The organism is Oceanobacillus oncorhynchi, from assembly GCF_000821065.1.
Classification (GTDB): domain Bacteria; phylum Bacillota; class Bacilli; order Bacillales; family Amphibacillaceae; genus Oceanobacillus; species Oceanobacillus oncorhynchi.
In genome coordinates, this window is sequence record NZ_CDGG01000001.1 from 2,478,103 (window position 1) to 2,499,015 (window position 20,913).

Below are 20,913 nucleotides of genomic sequence, written 5' to 3' on the forward strand. Positions count from 1 at the left end.
TTGATAACATGCTCTGAAAAACGCTTATTTTGTCTAATCTAATAGATGAAATAAGCGTTTTATTAATGTCTATTCATCTTTCAGGCATTATCAGATAAACGATTTATTTGCCTGATATCAACGCCTCAAAGGTTTCAACCTTTTGCTTTGTAGTAAAAGACTGCTCGTTCCACTCACTGGCCTGAAACGAATTTTTTCTTGTTTCGATAAGGAGCTGTTCAGAATTTGGACCAACGGTTACATCTTTAAACAATTTTACATCGGTAGTCTCATTATCTTCATTAAACAGTGTTAAGTAAATATTTCCGTTATATGGAGTGCTTCCGTTATTTCTTATGTGAAAATAATTATCATATGTTCTGCCGGTACGCGGCCGCGTTAATGGATCGTATGATGAGTCAATGAGTGCTACCATCATATTCTTATCTTCATCTGTCACTACACTTTTTTCATTTGGGTTTGCAAATAATTCCTCTTTTGTATCCAGCCTGTTCACATATAAATATTTATGTCCTAAAGGAATTATCCAAGTGAGAAAGAGTAATATGATGAGAAAGAAAACAGCGACCGCTTGAATAGATACTTTTTTTGTTTTTTTTAATCTGCTGGAGATACTGTTAAAAATATAGAGGATGATCGTTACGCCTAATAGGATAAAAATCATCGTATTTAAATTTTTAGTATTTGGTAAAACATTCAAATTATAAACGTAATAATAATACATATGACCAATCGTTGTGAGCAATAAAATAGTAATAGCTTCCATTAAGTAATAAGAAAGTAATCTAAGCTTTTTTTCTTTATAGACTGAGAAAAAAACATATGCAATAAGTGGAAGTATGATTAGCAAAATCAGGATAAAAAGGGTTAAAAAAGTCAATTCAATATTCTCCTTATTTCTTATTTAATAATTTTTGAAGCTAGAAATGTATATAAGATAAATGTCACTTATTAACAAATTGTATCAGATGCTGTTTTAAATGATAATAACTGTTTTAAAGAAAACATATAACTGCTTGTAAACAATCTTTCATCATTCTCCAAAACAGTTATAAATAACGCTTCTACTGGATAAACTTATAGATAAGCAAATAAAAATGAAAAAGTTTTAAAAAGGTATTGCATTATTCTCTAAAAAGAGATATAATAAATCTTGTCCTTAAATAAGGCATTGAAAAAAATTGATTATTCACATCGCGGGGTGGAGCAGTCTGGCAGCTCGTTGGGCTCATAACCCAAAGGTCGCAGGTTCAAATCCTGTCCCCGCAACCAAATAAGATCCAGATTCACCATCGAAGTACTGGATAAGAGAGAATACATACTTAGGTCCGGTAGTTCAGTTGGTTAGAATGCCTGCCTGTCACGCAGGAGGTCGCGGGTTCGAGTCCCGTCCGGACCGCCATGATTTTTAAAAATAATAGTAATCAGCGACACATGGTTTCCGATGAGAAACATGTGTTTTTTTAATGCAATAAATGAAGCAAGCATGCTTAGGTGTGTGAAAATAAGAAAAACAGGCCGTCGGAATAATTTATATTGATTTGCATGACATAAATTTTTATTTTTTGCCGTTGATTTGCTATGATAAATAGTAGAAAATAAAGGAATTGGTGATAGCATGGATGAATTTTCATTTATTAACGCCATTAAACCCAATACATATAATCAACCTGCATTGATTAAAGGAATCGGGGACGATGCTGCTGTTTTCCGCAGCACATCTGATATTGTCACCACAGTAGATACGTTTGTGGAAGATATCCATTTTTCCTTAGAAACAATGGCTCCCTTTCATATTGGGTATCGTATACTGGCTGCCAATATTAGTGATTTAGCAGCTATGGGAGCAGAGCCCGCCTTTTATTTGGTGTCGATGTGTATCCCAAAAAAATGGAAACAATCAGCGTTAGAGGAGATTTATCAAGGAATGCATGAATTGGCATCGATGTATCAAATGGACTTGATTGGCGGAGATACGGTATCGAGTGAACGGTTGATGATCTCGATTACAGCAATGGGTTACGTGCCAGAGAATAAAGCAAGATACAGAAGCCATGCAGAGCCAAATGATATTGTTTTTGCGACTGGAACCTTAGGAGATTCCAGAGCAGGATTAGAGATATTGCTGCAAGGACAGGAATGTAAAGATAAAGACTACTATATAGAACGTCATCGCCTGCCGAATCCGAGAGTGGCATTGGCATCAGGATTATGTGAGATAGACCGTGTGGCTTTAAATGACATCAGTGATGGTATCTCAAGTGAAGCAAATGAAATAGCAGAGGCTTCCAATGTGGAGCTTACAATTATAGAAGAAAAAATTCCTGTTTCTAACAGTTTTCAACAGTTTTCCAAAGAGCAGCAGTATGACTGGAAGCTGTCAGGAGGAGAAGACTTTGAGCTCCTGGGGACTGTGTCAGAGGTGCATTGGCCGCGAGTACAGGAAATTGCTGTCCAGACAGATACGCCTATCCAGCAGATTGGCTATGTCCGTGAAGCAGAAGAGCCATGTGTTCTCATTCAGACGCATGGAGAGACGAAAAAATTAATGAAAAGTGGATATACACATTTAAAGTAGGTGAATGCGTTGATGCAGAGGCTATTAAAAACAGAAAAAGATACACAGGATTTTGCCTGCCGGCTGGCTGAAAAATTACAGCCGAACGATGTTTTGACGCTTGAAGGTCAATTAGGTGTCGGGAAAACGACGTTTACAAAAGGTCTGGCACAGGGATTAGATATCAAGCGGAATATCAGCAGTCCGACTTTTACAATTGTAAAGGAATACCGTGGGCGTTTGCCGCTTTATCATATGGATGTGTATCGTTTGGAAAATTCGATGGAGGATATCGGCTTTGATGACTATTTCTTTGGAGATGGTGTCACTGTGATTGAATGGGCAAGCTTTATTGAAGATTTTCTTCCAAGGGAACGGCTGGATATCAAACTGCATTATACAGAAGATGCGGATCAGCGTGAAATAACACTTACTCCTTTCGGGGAGCATTTTGAACAAGTTGTCAAAGCATTAAGTTAGGAGTTTTTTTATGAAAATACTTGCGATGGATACTTCCAATCAGGTTTTAAGTGTGGCATTATTAGAAGATAAACAATTAATCGGTGAAATCACTACGAATATTGCTAAGAACCATTCCGTACGTTTAATGCCGGCGGTGGAAAAGCTGATGCAGGATGTACATATCACTCCATCTGAATTAGACCGTATTGTCGTTGCGAAAGGCCCCGGTTCTTTTACAGGTGTTCGAATTGGTCTGGCTACAGCCAAAACAATGGCCTGGGCGTTAAACATACCGGTTATCGGTGTATCGAGCTTGGAAGCATTCGCTTACCAGGGGATTTTATTTGATGGAATCATTTGTCCGTTTTTTGATGCCAGACGCGGTTTAGTTTATACAGGGGCGTATCGATGGAAAAATGGAGAGCTTGAAACGGTAATGGAAGAAGAAAATATTTTAATGACAGAATGGCTGGCAAAACTGAAAGAAACGGGAGAAAACGTTTTGTTCTTAAGCCAGGATATCGAGGCATTTAAAGAAGTTATTAAAGAGCATTTACAGGATAAGGCTGTGATTGCTGATTCATCATTCCAGCTCCCGAGAGCAGCCCACTTGGCTTTGCTGGGAAGAGAAAGAGAAGCTGATTCTGTGCATGCGCTCGTTCCGAACTATCTTCGTTTGGCAGAGGCAGAAGCAAATTGGCAAAAACAGCAGAAGGAACAAGCAGATTCATGAGTGAGCTTGTTATTCGTCAGATGAATCTGGAGGATGTTCCGGGAGTAATGGAAGTGGAAGAAGCTGCTTTTACAGGACCGTGGGATGCAGAGATTTTTCATAAAGAGCTATGTGAAAATGATCATGCTTATTATTTTGTAGCCTGCCTAAGGGACAGAATTGTCGGCTATATTGGTTCATGGGTTGTATTTGAAGATGGGCAGATTACAAATTTTGCTGTTCATCCCGATATGCGCGGGCGCAAAATCGGGGAAAAGCTGTTTGGATATGTTACGACATTTATGACCGGTAACGGGGTGGAGCGTCTCTCCTTAGAGGTTCGTGTTTCAAATACCGTTGCACAATCTCTATACAAAAAATTCGGGCTTGTACCTGGCGGGATTAGAAAGCATTATTACACGGATAATTTTGAAGATGCTATTGTAATGTGGGTGAATTTAAAATGAAAAAAGATACAATGATATTGGGTATAGAAACAAGCTGTGATGAGACGGCTGCATCTATTGTAAAGAACGGACGTGAAATACTTTCAAATGTGGTTGCCTCACAAATTGAAAGCCATAAGCGATTCGGCGGTGTGGTTCCTGAAATAGCTTCCAGACATCATGTCGAACAAATGACGATGGTTTTAGAGGAAGCAGTGAATCAGGCGGACGTAACCTGGGAGGATATCGATGCAATTGCAGTCACAGAAGGCCCGGGCTTAGTAGGCGCCCTTCTTGTCGGGGTCAATGCTGCGAAAGCTCTTGCCTTTGCAAAAAATAAACCGCTTATTGGTGTTCATCATATTGCCGGGCATATTTATGCAAACCGTTTAGAAAATGAATTTGCTTTTCCGTTATTGGCCCTGATTGTTTCTGGAGGGCATACAGAGCTGGTTATTATGAAAGATCATTATGATTATGAATTAATTGGTGAAACAAGAGATGATGCGGCTGGAGAAGCCTATGATAAAGTAGCAAGAATGCTGAAGCTTCCTTACCCGGGAGGGCCGCAAATTGACCGTTTAAGTGCAGAAGGGAAGGATACGATTGATTTCCCGCGTGCGTGGCTGGAAGAAGGAAGCTATGACTTTAGCTTCAGCGGCTTAAAGTCAGCAGTTATCAATACGCTCCATAACGCTGAACAGCGCAGGGAAACCCTGAATCCCGCAGATGTTGCTGCGAGCTTTCAACAAAGTGTAATTGACGTATTGACTGAAAAAACATACCGGGCAGCACAGGAGTATAAGGTGAAACAGGTCATTGTTGCGGGCGGTGTTGCAGCGAATAAAGGCTTGCGGCAAAGCTTGAAAAATCGTTTTAATCATACAGATACGGAATTGTACATTCCACCGATTCATTTATGTACAGATAACGCCGCTATGATTGCGGCGGCCGGAACGATTTTGTATGAAAAAGAAAAATTTAAAGCACTTGATTTAAACGCAAATCCTTCTTTAATGTTAGAATAGAAATAGTAAATAATGAAAGCTTGTGATTTGCAAGAATGCAGATTGATTTTTATGTAACATAATGGATTATGTTGAATTTATCATTAATGATAACAGCTTATCTTATGAGGTTGGCTCATGAAAATCAAGGGTAGCGACAGGAGAAATTTGGTGGGAATCCGATGAATAAAAAACAAAATTATTATTTTCAAACCGATTTAATCTTATTATTGATTGCTTTCGCAATAATAAGCTTTCTGGCCGTGTACAATGCACAGCAGCTGGAACAATATAGTACAAACTTTCTGATACGGCAAATGCTCTTTTACGCAATTGGAGTCGGTATGATTGCTGCTATTCAGTTTTTAGACTTAGAGCAGTTATATAAAACAAGCCTCTACATTTATATAGGCGGGGTTGTGCTGCTGGCGCTTATCCCTATCAGTCCAGACTTTATTGCGAGAGAAATAAACGGTGCGAAAAGCTGGTATACCTTTATACCAGGATTGACGCTGCAGCCGGCAGAGTTCGTTAAGATATCAACTATATTATTTTTATCGGCAGTCATCAGCAGACATAAAGAAAAATTTGAAGTAAGTACGTTAAAGACTGATATACAGCTTCTTGGTAAGCTATTACTGTATACAGCTATCCCGGTATTTTTAATTATGCTGCAGCCGGATTTCGGTACGGCCATGGTATATTTATTTATTGCCGGCATGCTGATTATTTTATCCGGGATTAATTGGAGAATCATCTTTTCTCTAATTATTGTAGGAGTTGCTGTTATAGCCAGTGCTTTATTCGTTATCATTGAATTTCCGGAATTTGCGGAAGAGACAATTGGAGTAGCGCCCTATCAAATTGATCGTGTAATGACATGGTTTGACCCGTCACAGCAGTCACCAGATGCTAATTATCACTTTGAACGCTCACATATGGCGCTCGGGTCAGGGCAATTATTTGGTAAGGGAATAGGAAGCGTGGAAGTAAATTATCCGGAAGCCCAAACTGATTTTATCTTCTCTGTTATTGGAGAAAGCTTTGGTTTTGTCGGCAGCGCTTTTGTTGTTCTGCTTTATTTTATGCTTTTATATAAACTGGTAACGCTCGGCTTAAATATTTATAAGCACTCGCCATTTGGCGCTTATTTCTGTTTTGGTTTTTTGAGCATGATGCTTGTTCACGTCTTTCAAAACATTGGCATGACAGTAGGAATCATGCCAGTTACCGGGATTCCTTTGCTTCTGATAAGCTACGGAGGAAGTTCGGTGATGTCGACCATGCTGGGTATGGCGGTCGTTTATCGCGTTGCTGTGGAAGAAACGATACAGAATGACTATTTATTTAAATAAAAGGATGGCATCAGGAACAAAATTTGAACATGTAATTAAAATAGAAAGAAGTGCTTGGAATACCATATCCAAGCACTTCTTTCTATTTTATATAAAATCAGCCGGTAAATTGCTGTCCCATCAAATCCTCATCATATACTGTAACAACCACAGATTCAATAGGATTGTCCTTTGCAGAATGTACAGTAAATAATAAATGCTTATAGTGTATCGTGTTTGGATTGTCAGGCTGCTGTTTCATTAATTCCGATAAAAAGCTGTCCAACGTCTGATGCGGTGTATCGATTGGAAAAGTGATTCCAAGTGTTCCCTCTAATATAAACAGGCTGACCGACCCGTTAATCAGATAACGATTACCGGAAAGCGGCAGGATGTCCTTTGACTCTGTTGCCATTGACTTCTGTTCTCCTAACAAGTCTTTCGCTATGTCTCTGATAATATCTTCCAAAGTAATTAACCCAAATGTTCCTCCAAATTCATCGAGAACAATGGCGATGCTGTAATCTCTTTCCCTCATATCCTTAAAAACTTCATCCATTTCTTGATTCATTCTGATGTATACAGCAGGGCGAATAATATGATGAAGAGTAAAGAAAGCAGGAGATCCACCTGATTTCATACTTCGAAAGAAATCTTTTACATGTAATATCCCAGCGATTTCGTCAATATCTTCATTATAAACTGGTATTCTTGTAAATTCGGTTTCTTGCACAGCAGCAAATACTTCTTCCATGGTTGCATCTATTTGCAGAACGGTTAAATCCGTACGATGCGTTGCAATTTCACCTACATCCTTGCCGCTGAATTCGATAATATTTTGAGCTTCCTGATGATTATCTGACCATGTTGCTTCCTCACTCATTTTATTCGTAAAGGTATGGGGAATCAGCCGAGATAATCCTTGTGCAATAAACTGAGAATGATGATTTGCCAGCCATTTAGGCAAAAGTTGTCCTAAGCTGACCCACAAGCCAAATAAAAGCAGACTGGAGCCAAAAAGAATCATAAACTCATTTAGATTTTGTGAAAAAGGTAAAACCGAGTGAAAGAAAGCCTGACCAAGCGGAAGAGTGACAGCCGCAGTAAGCCATACACTGCTGAAAAGGCCGATAAATATCACGGCAAAGCGAAGGAAACGAAGAAAGGAATGGGAACGTACTTCTGCTGCGGTTGATTGAGATAGCATTGTTTCTTTGATAGCATAGTACATCAAACTGGCAAGAATGAAAACTAAAAAAGTAACGATGGGTATCGCCACGGGATAACAACCTCCGTTTATCGAATTGAATAGTTTACTATGTTGATTTAAGTAAAAAAACAGGCATTGGTTCTACCTGTTTTCAGTATACAACAATCTGAAAATTATATCAATTGCTTAATTCTCTTCTAATTCTGCCCATTCCTCCATGAACTGATCCAACTCTTCTTTTAAAGCCGATAATTTATTGGTTAGTTCCATTGTCTTTTTATGGTCATCAAAGACGTCTGGCTTGGTCATCTCCAGTTCAATGGCTGCAATGGTTTCTTCCTGCTGTTCAATGCTTGTTTCCAGCTCTTCAATACGGCGCTTGCGTTTGCGTTCCTCCCGCTGACGCTGTTTTTCTTCCTGAAAGCTGCGTTTTTTTGCTGAAGCTGCCGGTTCTTCTGTTACCTTCTGCTGATTTTGCAGCTGTAACAGCCTTCGTTCCTCTTCCTCTGCTTTTTTCTCTAAATAATAATCATAGTCACCAAGATATATTTTTACACTGCTTGCCTGCATTTCTGCAACTTGATCGGCAATCCGGTTAATAAAATAACGGTCATGAGAAACAAAAAGAATAGTTCCTGGAAAATCAATTAAAGCACTTTCTAATACTTCTTTGCTGTCGATATCCAAATGGTTGGTCGGCTCATCAAGGATAAGCAAATTTGCTTTTTGCATTTTTAATTTTGCCAGAGCAAGCCTTGATTTCTCACCGCCGCTTAAGGCGGACACAGGTTTTAAGACATCCTCGCCAGAGAATAGAAAATTCCCGAGGATTGTACGAATGTCTTTCTCATTAATCAATGGATAATCATCCCACAGCTCCTGCAGAACAGTTTTATTTGAGTGAAGGTTTGCCTGCTCCTGATCGTAGTAGCCGATTTGAACATTCGTCCCGAGCTGGATCTCACCTTGATTTGCCAGATACTTGCCGACAATATTTTTTAATAAGGTGGTTTTGCCGACACCGTTTGGGCCTACCAATGCGATACGGTCGCCCCGGTTAGCATGCAGCGTGATGTTTTTGAAAATCGGCTGATCCGTATCAGGATATTGAAAGGTTAAATCTTTTATTTTTAATACATCATTTCCGCTCTGCCGGTTCACTTGGAAGGAAATTGATGCGGAGGATTCATCACCGGCTGGGTGATCAAGACGATCTATTTTTTCAAGCTTTTTCCGTCTGCTCTGGGCACGTTTCGTCGTAGAAGCGCGTGCTAAGTTACGCTGAATAAAATCTTCCATCCGTTTAATTTCTGTCTGCTGTTTTTCAAATTCTTTTTTCTCCTGCTCATAATCAAGCGCTTTTTGAGCTAAGTAGTTACTGTATGTTCCGTGGAACTTTTTAGAATGATGTCTGGAAATTTCATAAACAATTGATACAGTTTTGTCTAAAAAGTAGCGGTCATGGGAAACAATAATGATAGCACCTGGATAGCTTACTAAATAGCCTTCGAGCCATGTAAGTGTGTCAATATCTAAGTGGTTCGTCGGTTCATCGAGAATAAGCAGCTGCGGTTTTTGCAGTAGAAGCTTACCGAGGGCAAGTCTTGTTTTCTGTCCGCCGCTTAAATCGGTAATTAATGTATCGTAATCATAATCACCAAAGGACAACCCGGTGAGCACAGATTTTATTTCCGCTTGATACGTATATCCGCCATTTGATTGATATTCATTTTGAAGCGTATCATATCTTTCGAGCAGCTGTTGATAATCAGATGCTTCCATATTGGAGGCGTCTGCCATCTGTGCTTCCAGTTCACGTAATTTTTTCTCCATGGCAAGCAGAGGCGAAAATACATCCAGCATCTCTTGCCAGATGGTTTTTCCGGACTCTAACGTCATATGCTGTGAGAGATAGCCGAATGTCAGGTCTTTCGGCTGGAAGATCTCACCGCCGTCATAAGGCATTTCTCCTGCCATGATTTTGAGAAGTGTTGACTTTCCGGCTCCATTGCGGCCGACTATTGCAATCCGTTCATTATCTTTTATTTCCATTTTTATATTAGCTAGAATCTCTTCTGCTCCAAAGGATTTAGAGATTCCATTTAGTTGCATTAAAATCATCGTTGCCATCCTTTCTGACTCGTAAAAAAAGCTGTTCAAAAAGCACATGAAAATAAGGTGACGAGCATGTTATTGCTTATCCTGTCTTCTTGAACCATCCTGTAAAAGGAAAGTAATACCTTCTATCAGTGTAACGTATCCAAATAGAAGCTACAATAAAATTATAATAAAGTTCGCTATGTTGGCTGTATTTCTGTTAAAATTATATAATAGAGTGTGTACTATTGAATAAATGCGTTATTTACAACATAATGAAAGCGAACGTGTAAAATTATGGCAGTATCCATGTACAAAAAATGAAATAATTTAACATGTAAGTTTTCCTATACATTAGTAATTGAAGAGAGGCCGTTTCAAATGGAACAAAATAAAATCCCGCAGGCAACAGCAAAGCGTTTGCCTTTATATTACCGATTTTTAAATAATTTATATCAGCAAGGGAAGATGCGTGTATCTTCCAAAGAGTTAAGTGAGGCTGTTAAAGTAGATTCTGCAACGATCCGCAGAGACTTTTCCTATTTTGGTGCACTTGGGAAAAAAGGATACGGATATAATGTGGAGTATCTATTAGGGTTCTTTAAAAGTACACTGGACCAGCATGAGATAACGAATGTTGCTTTAATTGGTGTTGGAAACCTGGGAACTGCATTTTTGCATTATAACTTTTTAAAGAACAATAATATTCGTATCACGATGGCGTTTGATACGGATGATTCCAAGGTAGGCACGGAAGTTGGCGGTGTTCCCGTGTATCATGTGAATGAATTAGAGGATAAAATAAGCGGAATTGAAGTTGCTATTTTAACAATACCTGCAGAAGAAGCAGATGCCGCTGCGAACCGCCTTGTGGAGCTCGGTATTAAAGGTATTCTTAATTTCACGCCGGCACGTATTACCGTTCCAAACTATATTCGTGTCCATCACATTGATTTAACAGTAGAATTGCAATCACTTGTATACTTTTTGAAGCATTATTCCTTAGAAGAGGAGTAGGATATGCACAGAAGCTCCATAATGTTTTCTTAACCAATCTTCTGCTTTCTAATTGCAAAAAACTAGCTCTTTACAGAACTTCTAAATTTAAGAAGCTTCCTGCCTAAGAGCTAGTTTTTTATTTTTTATTCTTTACTTTAAAATAGAATCGCAGCATCCGGAAGCCGGCATAGAAGGTTAAAGCTGCAAATCCGGCGAATATAAGGGGAACTGTATCCCAGACGGATTCTCCCTTGCTGAGAACCCCGACATAAATAAATAAAACACCGAATAAAACATAAAGAATGGCTTTTATTAAATAAGGCTGATGCATGTTAACCTCCAAAGAATATGAGTTGTAATTGGTCAAGTCGTTTTTGAATTTCTTCTGGATCTAAGGAAAGCTGAGCCAGCACGACAAGGGTGTTCATCCCGGCATGTACGATGATAGGTACAAGAATTCGTTTTGTTTGTACATAAAGGAATGCAAAAACAAAGCCCATCGCAGCATATACTAGTATATGCAGAAAATCTGTATGAATCACGGCAAAAATAAGAGAAGAAATTAAAGCCGCAAAGAAAAAGTTCATTTTTTTATACAGCGAACCAAATATAATTTTCCGGAAAATGATTTCTTCTAAAATAGGCGCCAAAATTGCCGGAAGAACAATAAAAATTGGCACAGCCCGTGCCATGTTCATAATGCCTTGGGTATTCTCTGAACCGGGATCGATTCCAAATAGCTCCATTTCAATGGTGGCAGCCAGCCCTTGTGAAAGAAGGGCCATAATAATTCCCAGAACAGACCAGACAATAATACCGCCGATCCCGACAGCATCTGGATGAGCCCGGACCTGCATATCAGGCTTTAAGAGCCAGAGAACAATAACAAGGCCAAGAGTGAAACTAAAGACAGACCAATAAATACTGGCAAGCGCAAGGTTTACACCAAATATGGATGTAATCAGCGGGGCCATAAGTAAAACAGAAAATTGCATAATGATATATGTGAGAATGACATATGTATATCTTCGAGTCATAAAAACGCTCCTTCAACTATTATCGCCATAGGATATATTCTAACACAACTGTTACTGAAAATTATAATCAAAAGTACATCAAATCATGCATGAAACATTGAAAAAGAAAATAAACAAGGGTTAAAATAAGAAAGCAGAAAGTGAAAAGTAGAAGTTATCTTCAAAAGTAAACGAATACAAGTTTTTCTAACACGATGGAGCAGTATAAAAAAACTGAGGATTCACTGAAAAGCAAGCGAATCTAAGTTTTTCTAACACGATGGAGCAGTATAAGAAAAACGAAGGATTCGCTGAAGAACAAGCGAATACAAGTTTTTCTAAAAATTCATCATCATCGTGCTTGCATTTTTTCCAAGAATTAATTATTATAATAATTGGAGTTAGCACTCAAGTGTATAGAGTGCTAATAAAAAATAAAATGATTTGGGATTAAGGAGGCAATTCTACATGATTAAACCATTAGGAGATCGTGTTGTTATCAAACTTGTTGAACAAGAAGAAACAACAGCAAGCGGAATCGTACTTCCAGACTCTGCAAAGGAAAAACCGCAAGAAGGTGAAGTAGTTGCAGTAGGATCTGGACGTGTGGAAGATGGGAAAAAAGTGGCACTGGAAGTTTCTGAAGGAGACCGCATTATTTTCTCTAAATTTGCTGGTACCGAAGTGAAATATGAAGGTACAGAATACTTAATTCTTCGTGAGAATGATATTTTAGCGATTGTAGGCTAATCAAAAATATACGATGAATCTTTAATGAAACCGTGAATCAATTTGAAGGAGGAAGATTAACATGGCTAAAGACATTAAATTTAGTGAAGACGCACGACGCGCAATGCTGCGTGGTGTGGACACCTTAGCAGATGCAGTAAAAGTAACCTTAGGACCAAAAGGCCGCAACGTGGTTTTAGATAAAAAATTCGGTTCTCCATTAATTACAAATGATGGCGTAACCATTGCAAAAGAAATCGAATTAGAAGATGCATTTGAAAACATGGGTGCGCAGCTTGTATCCGAAGTAGCATCTAAAACAAATGACGTTGCAGGTGACGGTACAACTACAGCAACTGTACTTGCTCAAGCAATGATTCGTGAAGGACTTAAAAACGTAACTTCCGGTGCAAATCCAGTTGGAATCCGCCGCGGTATCGAAAAAGCAGTTGAGCTGGCAGTGCAAGAATTAAAAGGCATTTCTCAGCCAATCGAAAGCAAAGAAGCAATTTCCCAAATTGCAGCTGTTTCTTCAGGCGACGGCGAAGTAGGTCAATTGATTGCAGAAGCAATGGAACGTGTAGGCAATGACGGTGTTATCACCATTGAAGAATCAAAAGGCTTCAACACAGAGCTTGAAGTAGTAGAAGGGATGCAATTCGATCGCGGATACTCTTCTCCTTATATGGTTACTGACCAAGATAAAATGGAAGCTGTACTAGAAGATCCATATATCTTGATTACAGATAAGAAAATTGGAAATATCCAGGAAGTACTGCCAGTGTTAGAACAAGTTGTTCAACAAGGCAAACCGCTTCTTATGATTGCAGAAGATGTTGAAGGCGAAGCACTTGCTACCTTAGTAGTAAACAAATTACGCGGTACATTCAACGCGGTAGCTGTGAAAGCTCCAGGATTCGGTGACCGCCGTAAAGCAATGCTTGAGGATATCGCTGTACTGACTGGTGCAGAAGTAATTACAGAAGACCTTGGACTGGATCTTAAATCAACAAGCATTGAGCAATTAGGACGTGCTTCTAAAGTTGTCGTAACCAAAGATGATACAACAATCGTAGAAGGCTCAGGAGACCCAGAAACAATCTCCAGCCGTGTGGCACAAATCCGTGCACAAGCAGAAGAAACAACTTCTGATTTCGATAAAGAAAAATTACAAGAGCGCCTGGCAAAATTAGCTGGCGGTGTTGCTGTCGTTAAAGTTGGTGCAGCTACAGAAACAGAATTGAAAGAACGTAAACTTCGCATTGAGGATGCACTGAACTCTACGCGTGCAGGTGTAGAAGAAGGAATGGTTCCTGGTGGCGGTACCGCCCTTGTGAACATCCACGGAAAAGTAAGCGAACTTAGCTTAGAAGGCGACGAAGCAACTGGTGCGAGCATCGTACTTCGTGCACTAGAAGAGCCGGTTCGTCAAATCGTTCATAATGCTGGACTGGAAGGTTCTATCATTGTAGAGCGTCTAAAAGGCGAAAAAGTAGGCATCGGCTACAATGCAGCAACAGACGAATGGGTAAACATGGTTGAGGCTGGAATCGTAGACCCAACGAAAGTAACTCGTTACGCGCTTCAAAACGCAGCATCTGTTGCAGCAATGTTCTTAACTACAGAAGCTGTCGTAGCAGATAAGCCGGATGAAAATGAAGGCGGCGGAATGCCTGATATGGGCGGCATGGGCGGTATGCCTGGGATGATGTAATTATCCCGCCTTGAATATTGATATAGAAGGGTTTTGGAGCTTTATAGTGTTGATGAAACTCTAAAAATATCACAAAAAGGTAACATTTTATTTTAAAATAATATCTTGAAGGACGTTTTCGTATAAAGTTTTCACTTTTGCGGAAGCGTCTTTTTTTATTTTCTTTGTGACATGTGTATAAATTCTTATTGTAGTTGGCATATCATCATACCCTACTTTTTCCATGATAGTTGCTAAGTCACCCCCTTGCTCTGTTAACATACTTACATGAGAGTGGCGGAATATATATTGTGTTGCGTACTTTTAATATTTGTATAAGCTAAAAGTCGCGTCATTCGAGTGTTAACATTTTTTGTATAAATGGATAACCGTCAACATAGTAAAAACAAAATTTGCATCATGAAACTCCTCTAATCTATCTTTAAATACGGATTGAGTTTTTAGTTGTCTTTTTTATGACTACGCAATAAATTCATGATTTCTTTCCTGATTTCAAATGTTCGAATAGAACCGTCTGTTTTTGGGGAAATCAAAACATACTTTCTTATACTATTATCTTCATTATATAAAGTTTTGGTTATCTTTATTTCATTTTTATTGAAATTGATAACAGACCATTTCAAGGCTAACGGAATCAACATTATATTTAGACGTTGAAAGTGCTGAGAGTACCTTAGAATTAGAATCAATTCCAGAAAAGGAAAGCACAATCTATGTCAATATATTCATCATAAGTTGTGCCTAAACGTTGTTGTGACAATGTTGTAAGCGTTTTATAATTATATTGAGAGGTGATAGTAACATGTTAGATCAGCGCTCGATTCGACTAGTTGAAGAATTAATGAACCATGAACAGATTACAAAGCTGGAGTTGATGCAACAGTTAAAATTATCTGATCGACAGTTGATGTATGATTTTGAGAAGGTAAATGGAATTTTGGAAGATTTCAACATTCCGAAGTTAAAAATTAGCCACCAACGCTTTCAAATCTCGAAAGAAGCCAGAGAGATTTTAAGAGAAAAATTACATTCTGATAGGAGCATAGGACAATATAATTTTTCAGAGGATAACCGATTTTACATGATTTATCTCTATGTTTATATCCGAAAAGAGCCTGTATCTAATTTTCACTTGCAATCTCTGTTTAAAGTAAGTAAAAATACCGCATTAAGTGATGTACGCAGGTTGAAAAAGCATTGTCAGGAAAAAGGACTGACCTTCAGGTACAGCCGAAATGAAGGATATTGTATTGAAGGAAATGAGATGGAGAAGCGGAGAAGCGTCATTTCATGCATCCATCAATTATTAAGCCAATCTATGGGAGAAGAATTTATCATTTATATTCTTAGAGCATGGGATCAGGAAAATTTTTTAAACCGGACAAATGATGTCATGCAAAAATGGCTTGCAGAACACGGGGTGCAATTAGTAAAAACAAGAAAAATTGAATTGATTTATTATTTTACATTTTTTCAAGCAGGTGAAAAAGGAGTCCTATTCTTTTCAGAGAATGAGAAGAAGCTGTTAGAAAATCAATCATTATTTTGTTTGGTAAGTTCTCTTTTCAAACAGCTGTATGGAGAAGACAGCTCTGAAAACGAAATATATCTGATAACGATTTTATTATTAACAGCAATCGAACATATTCAACGAGTTGACAACCCAGGACTTTTAACATTATCTGAGAAGATTATTGAAGAATTTGAAAAAAATACGCTCCTTCCTGTGAAGAATAAACAGCTTTTAAAAGAGAGTTTGTTTAATCATTTAGTGCCTGCATATTTCCGAATTTTATTTGAAATTCCTTTTCATAATCCGTTGTCAACGACGATTCAATCAGAGTATGCTGAGCTATTCCAATTTGTAAAACGCTCCTTGTCGCCATTAGCAAGTTGGACAAAAAAAGAAATAAGTGATGATGAAATTGGATTCTTCACCATGCATTTTGGCAGTATTATTGATCGCCAAAATACAATGGAGATTGGGCGAATTACCGGATTAATTGTCTGTGCAAATGGAATCAGTTCATCCATGATGCTGGCTTCTCAGCTGAAAGAATTGTTTCCTGAAATTTATTTCTCTGAGGTGTTTAATGGGGATCAATTTACAGATATATCTGTACAAAACTATGATTTAGTATTTTCAACCATACCGGTAGAATCTCCAAAGCCGACATTTGTAGTGAAGCCTTTGATGACCCTGGTGGAGAAAAAACATTTACTACAATCGGTTTATAGACATTTTCCTAATTTATCGAGTCAATCAAAGCATTTGATGATTGATGAGATTATGAGTGTTATCAAAAAAAATGCAACAGTCACCAATGAAGAAAAACTGTACGGAAATCTCGTTCAATTATTTTACGCAACAAGTAATCAGAAAGAGGTGTATAAACCGATGTTATCCGAATTACTAACCGAAGATATGATTCAATTTACTGAAGAGAAACTTGACTGGGAAGAAGCAATTCGTAAAGCTTCTATTCCATTACTTGATCAGCATATTATTCAAGAATCATATGTAGAGGCGATGATAAAAAATGTGAAAGAATTAGGAACTTACATCCATGTTGGCAAGGGTGTAGGTATTCCACATGCAAGACCTGAAAATGGTGTGAATAAATTGGGGATGTCGCTGCTGAAGTTAAAACAGCCCATTGCATTATTAGGTAAAGAGGATCATCAAATTGATGTATTCATTTGCTTAGCTGCAGTGGACAATGAAGCGCACTTAAAAGCTTTGGCCCAGTTAACCAAAATATTAGGGAATAAAACTTTAATTACCCGTTTAAAAGAAACAAAATCTATAGATGAAATTATATCTATTATCCAAGAAGGAGAGAAGGTATTATGAAATTTTTAACAGTGTGTGGGTCAGGATTAGGTACAAGTTTTATGGTAGAAATGAATATTAATCAGATTCTACAAGAATTAGGTGTAGAAGGTATAGAGGTTGCTCATTCAGATTTGAGTTCTGCAACGCCTGGAGATGCGGATGTCTTTTTCCTTGCTAAGGATATTGCTGATGGCGGAGGTCATTTAGGTGAGGTTGTGGTTTTAGAAAGTATTATTGATATGGATGAGCTGCGTGAAAAAGTAGAGAAAGTGGTGCGTGAAAAAGGTTATCTATAAAAACTGCTTAACTGAAAAAGGAGGTTTTCCATATGAGTACAATGATTGATATTTTAAGTGAACCGGCAATACTCGTAGCTTTAATTGCTTTAATTGGATTAATTGCTCAGAAGAAAGGTCTTGCGGATACTGTAAAAGGAACGACAAAAACCTTTGTTGGTTTCCTCGTCATTGCAGCTGGTGCTGGTATTCTATCCGGGTCATTAACGCCGTTTGGTGCCATGTTTGAAGAAGCTTTTAATGTGTCTGGAGTAGTACCAAATAATGAAGCTGTTGTAGCTTTGGCGTTAACCGAGTATGGAACAACAACAGCCCTGATTATGTTTTTTGGGATGATCGTTAATATATTAATTGCCCGTTTCACCAGGTATAAATATATCTTCTTAACCGGACATCACACGCTTTATTTAGCTTGTATGCTGGCAGTTATTATGGCAGTTGCCGGTTTCGACACATTCGGGTTAATTGCAGCAGGATCGGTAGCTTTAGGGATAGTAATGACATTATCCCCAGCAATTTTACAGCCTTTCATGCGTCAATTAACGGGAAACGATAATGTTGCGTTAGGTCATTTCAGTGCTGTTGGATATGCTGCGAGCGGATTAGTTGGAAAACTATTTAAAGGAAGTAAAGAAAATTCTACAGAAAATATTAAATTTCCGAAAGGTTTAGGTTTTTTACGCGATAGTACAGTAAGTATTGCTTTAACGATGGTAGTAATGTACTTGATTGTTGCATTTTTTGCTGGACCAACATTTATTGAAGCAGAATTAAGCGGGGGCACAAACTTTCTTGTATTTTCATTAATTCAAGCAGGTACATTTGCTGCAGGGGTTTACGTTATTCTTTCAGGAGTACGTCTAGTTCTAGCAGAAATTGTACCAGCATTTAAAGGTATCTCTACAAAGCTTGTTCCAAATGCAAAACCTGCATTGGATGTACCGATTATTTTCACTTATGCACCTAATGCCGTGTTAATTGGTTTTTTTGCAAGTTTCATAGGCGGTATTGCAAGTATGGTAATCATGATTTTCTTAGGAGGAGTAATTATCCTTCCTGGTGTAGTTCCTCACTTTTTTACTGGAGCAGCAGCTGGAGTGTTTGGTAATGCTACTGGCGGGTTTAAAGGATCGGTAGCAGGTTCATTTGTAAACGGGATTATTATTTCCTTCTTGCCAGTATTCTTAATGCCGGTACTTGGAGATTTAGGTTTTGCAAATACAACTTTCTCTGATGCAGATTTTGGCGTATCAGGTATCTTCTTTGGAAGTCTGGCAAACTATGCAGGGCCGATTGCAATTACGGTTAGCTTGGCAGTAATTATTCTTCTGATGATTATTCCAGGAAAAAAGAAAAATAGTAATCGATCAGAAGAAACGAAAGTAGGTTAAGCCAAAAGTACGTTGTAGAACAAGTACATATAGTTGGAAAATATATGCACTTGTTCTATCACATCATAAAAGAGAGTTAATCTTATATTGGAGGTAGATTTTTAATGACAACGAAAGATTATACCATTTCTGAACTATCCATCAATACCATTCGAACATTAACAATTGACAGTGTAGAGAAAGCTCAGCATGGGCATGCAGGAATGCCAATGGGAGCGGCACCAATGGCATATGCATTATGGAAAAAACATTTAAGTATTAACCCGGAAAGCCCAAGCTGGTTTAATCGCGATCGATTTGTGCTTTCTGCTGGGCATGGGTCTAATCTTCTCTATAATTTATTACATCTATCTGGGTATCCTATTACTATCGAAGATTTAAAGCAGACCAGGCAGTGGGGAAGTAAAACACCTGGTCACCCGGAATATGGAATTACTCCTGGAGTAGAGGCAACCACAGGTCCACTGGGTCAAGGTATTCCAGTAAGTGTTGGAATGGCAATTGCAGAAAAGCATTTAGCTGAAATATATAACAAGCCTGACTATAAAATGATAGACCATTATACGTATACGATTTGTGGTGATGGCGATTTAATGGAAGGTGTTTCCTATGAAGCTATTTCCCTTGCAGGACACCTTCAATTAGATAAACTTATTGTTCTCTACGATTCTAATGATATCAGTTTAGATGGCGATTTAGATATTTCGTTTAGCGACCATATTCAAAAACGTTTTGAAGCAGCTTGTTGGCAGTATCTAAATGTTGAAGACGGTAATGATGTAGAAGCAATTACAAAAGCAATTGAAGAGGCGAAACAAGATAAGGAACGTCCAACTGTTATTGAAATAAAAACGACAATTGGATATGGCTCTCCGAACTTACAAGGAACACATCATGCACATAGTGACCCATTAGGTAAAGAGGAAATTGAACGTACGAAAGAAGTATACGGATGGGAATATGAACCGTTCCATGTACCAAAAGAAGTATATGAGGATTTTGCAACAATTAAAGAAAATGGAAAGACCGCTGAAGAGAAATGGCATAAAATGTTTGAAATCTATAAAACGGATTATCCTGAACTTGGAGAACAGTTAAACCGCATTGTAAAAGGAGAGTTAGCTGATGATTGGGATATAGATCTTCCTACGTATTCCTCAGAAGATACACTTGCAACACGTGTTGCATCAGGTAGTACATTGAATAAATTAGCAGAAAAGCTACCTGAATTAATAGGTGGATCTGCAGACTTAGACTCCTCTACGAAAACACGTTTAACAAATGAGGGAGATTTTAAAAGAGGTCAATATCAAGGAAGGAACTTGCGTTTTGGAGTTCGTGAGTTTGCAATGGGAGCGATTGCTAATGGTTTAGCACTTCATCACTTGCGCCCATTTATTAGTACTTTCTTTGTATTTTCTGATTATTTACGTCCGGCTATCCGTTTAGCATCATTAATGGAGCTCCCAGTGACTTATGTGTTCACACATGATTCTGTTGCGGTAGGACAGGATGGTCCAACACATCAACCAATCGAGCATTTAGCATCTTTCCGCGCAATGCCAGGATTGTCCGTTATCCGCCCGGCAGATGCAAATGAAACGAAAGAAGCTTGGAAACTTGCAGTAGAAAATACTTCTCAACCAACGATGCTTGTTCTTGGCAGACAAGGTTTACCTACACTGAAGAATTCCGCAGAACTTGCTAAAGATGGCGTGAGAAAAGGTGCTTATGTGGTTTCTAAATCGGTACAAGAACCAGAAGGAATTTTAATTGCTGCCGGTTCAGAAGTCAACCTAGCTATTGAAGCCCAAAAAGAATTAGAAAAGCAAGATATATTTGTTAATGTGGTAAGTATGCCAAGCTGGGATCGCTTTGAAATACAATCGGAAGCCTATAAAGAGAGTGTTCTTCCAAGAGGTATAAGAAAACGTGTTTCTATTGAGATGGGCTCTAAACTTGGATGGAGAGAATATGTTGGAGATAGCGGGATTGTAATGAGTATTGATTCATTTGGGGCCTCAGCTCCTGGTAACGAGGTTATTGAAAGGTATGGATACACTATAGAAAATGTAGTTAATACGTATAAGTGTCTTTGAAGGAAATA

General features: G+C 38.4%; 18 protein-coding genes and 2 tRNA genes. 15 read left to right on the forward strand and 5 right to left on the reverse strand.

The genetic code is table 11. The annotated features are described in order from the left end of the window. Positions 1-103 precede the first annotated feature (103 nt). Positions 104-880: a hypothetical protein gene (locus BN997_RS11855; protein ID WP_042532514.1), complete on the reverse strand. Its 777-nt coding sequence runs from the start codon at positions 878-880 to the stop codon at positions 104-106. Between the two features lie 315 nt (positions 881-1,195). Between BN997_RS11855 and BN997_RS11860 the strand changes: the two genes are divergently transcribed. The 8 genes from BN997_RS11860 (at position 1,196) to BN997_RS11895 (ending at position 6,539) form a co-directional block, all read left to right on the forward strand. Then, positions 1,196-1,272 (forward strand) — tRNA-Met (locus BN997_RS11860). A gap of 53 nt (positions 1,273-1,325) precedes the next feature. Beyond that, positions 1,326-1,402 (forward strand) — tRNA-Asp (locus BN997_RS11865). A gap of 216 nt (positions 1,403-1,618) precedes the next feature. Then, positions 1,619-2,578, forward strand: a complete 960-nt coding sequence (gene thiL, locus BN997_RS11870; RefSeq protein ID WP_042532517.1) for a thiamine-phosphate kinase — start codon at positions 1,619-1,621, stop codon at positions 2,576-2,578. A 12-nt stretch (positions 2,579-2,590) separates the two neighbouring features. Next, positions 2,591-3,037 carry a tRNA (adenosine(37)-N6)-threonylcarbamoyltransferase complex ATPase subunit type 1 TsaE gene (gene tsaE / locus BN997_RS11875; RefSeq protein WP_042532518.1) on the forward strand — a complete coding sequence of 149 codons (447 nt, stop codon included), beginning with the start codon at positions 2,591-2,593 and terminating at the stop codon, positions 3,035-3,037. Between the two features lie 10 nt (positions 3,038-3,047). Further along, entirely contained in the window at positions 3,048-3,752 is a 705-nt protein-coding gene (tsaB, locus tag BN997_RS11880; protein ID WP_042532520.1) for a tRNA (adenosine(37)-N6)-threonylcarbamoyltransferase complex dimerization subunit type 1 TsaB, read from the forward strand. Continuing rightward, positions 3,749-4,198: a ribosomal protein S18-alanine N-acetyltransferase gene (gene rimI / locus BN997_RS11885; protein WP_042532522.1), complete on the forward strand. Its 450-nt coding sequence runs from the start codon at positions 3,749-3,751 to the stop codon at positions 4,196-4,198. Before tsaB ends, rimI begins: the two co-directional genes overlap by 4 nt. Next, entirely contained in the window at positions 4,195-5,205 is a 1,011-nt protein-coding gene (gene tsaD / locus BN997_RS11890; protein WP_042532524.1) for a tRNA (adenosine(37)-N6)-threonylcarbamoyltransferase complex transferase subunit TsaD, read from the forward strand. Before rimI ends, tsaD begins: the two co-directional genes overlap by 4 nt. A 161-nt stretch (positions 5,206-5,366) precedes the next feature. Then, a complete protein-coding gene (locus BN997_RS11895; protein ID WP_042532526.1) occupies positions 5,367-6,539 on the forward strand; it encodes an FtsW/RodA/SpoVE family cell cycle protein in 1,173 nt (390 codons plus the stop codon). 97 nt (positions 6,540-6,636) lie between these two features. Here BN997_RS11895 and BN997_RS11900 read toward each other — a convergent pair whose 3' ends face one another. After that, complete coding sequence (locus BN997_RS11900; protein ID WP_042532527.1) at positions 6,637-7,797, reverse strand: CBS domain-containing protein; 1,161 nt, start codon at positions 7,795-7,797, stop codon at positions 6,637-6,639. 117 nt (positions 7,798-7,914) lie between these two features. Beyond that, positions 7,915-9,849, reverse strand: a complete 1,935-nt coding sequence (locus tag BN997_RS11905; protein WP_042532528.1) for an ABC-F family ATP-binding cassette domain-containing protein — start codon at positions 9,847-9,849, stop codon at positions 7,915-7,917. 357 nt (positions 9,850-10,206) lie between these two features. On the opposite strand from BN997_RS11905, the gene BN997_RS11910 reads away from it, so the two are divergent. Next, positions 10,207-10,842, forward strand: coding sequence for a redox-sensing transcriptional repressor Rex (locus BN997_RS11910; RefSeq protein ID WP_042532530.1), 636 nt, complete (start codon positions 10,207-10,209; stop codon positions 10,840-10,842). A gap of 118 nt (positions 10,843-10,960) precedes the next feature. On the opposite strand, the gene BN997_RS11915 is transcribed toward BN997_RS11910, so the two are convergent. Together BN997_RS11915 and BN997_RS11920 are read right to left on the reverse strand one after the other, a co-directional pair. Further along, the gene (locus BN997_RS11915) at positions 10,961-11,155 is read right to left on the reverse strand and encodes a DUF4305 domain-containing protein (RefSeq protein WP_042532532.1); all 195 of its coding nucleotides are present in this window, start codon (positions 11,153-11,155) and stop codon (positions 10,961-10,963) included. Between the two features lies 1 nt (position 11,156). Further along, positions 11,157-11,861, reverse strand: a complete 705-nt coding sequence (locus BN997_RS11920; protein WP_042532533.1) for a CPBP family intramembrane glutamic endopeptidase — start codon at positions 11,859-11,861, stop codon at positions 11,157-11,159. A gap of 447 nt (positions 11,862-12,308) precedes the next feature. On the opposite strand from BN997_RS11920, the gene groES reads away from it, so the two are divergent. The 6 genes from groES to tkt all read left to right on the forward strand — a co-directional run bounded on the left by groES (position 12,309) and on the right by tkt (position 20,905). Next, positions 12,309-12,590, forward strand: a complete 282-nt coding sequence (groES, locus tag BN997_RS11925; protein WP_042532535.1) for a co-chaperone GroES — start codon at positions 12,309-12,311, stop codon at positions 12,588-12,590. A 61-nt stretch (positions 12,591-12,651) separates the two neighbouring features. Continuing rightward, positions 12,652-14,283 carry a chaperonin GroEL gene (gene groL, locus BN997_RS11930; protein WP_042532537.1) on the forward strand — a complete coding sequence of 544 codons (1,632 nt, stop codon included), beginning with the start codon at positions 12,652-12,654 and terminating at the stop codon, positions 14,281-14,283. Positions 14,284-15,085: 802 nt separating this feature from the next. Beyond that, on the forward strand, positions 15,086-17,137 hold the full coding sequence (locus tag BN997_RS11940; protein ID WP_042532539.1) for a BglG family transcription antiterminator: 2,052 nt from the start codon (positions 15,086-15,088) through the stop codon (positions 17,135-17,137). After that, entirely contained in the window at positions 17,134-17,415 is a 282-nt protein-coding gene (locus BN997_RS11945) for a PTS sugar transporter subunit IIB (protein WP_042532541.1), read from the forward strand. The genes BN997_RS11940 and BN997_RS11945 overlap by 4 nt, the downstream gene beginning before the upstream one ends. Positions 17,416-17,447: 32 nt before the next feature. After that, positions 17,448-18,806 carry a PTS ascorbate transporter subunit IIC gene (locus tag BN997_RS11950; RefSeq protein WP_042532542.1) on the forward strand — a complete coding sequence of 453 codons (1,359 nt, stop codon included), beginning with the start codon at positions 17,448-17,450 and terminating at the stop codon, positions 18,804-18,806. Between the two features lie 104 nt (positions 18,807-18,910). Beyond that, the gene (gene tkt / locus BN997_RS11955) at positions 18,911-20,905 is read left to right on the forward strand and encodes a transketolase (RefSeq protein ID WP_042532544.1); all 1,995 of its coding nucleotides are present in this window, start codon (positions 18,911-18,913) and stop codon (positions 20,903-20,905) included. The last annotated feature ends 8 nt before the right edge of the window (positions 20,906-20,913 follow it).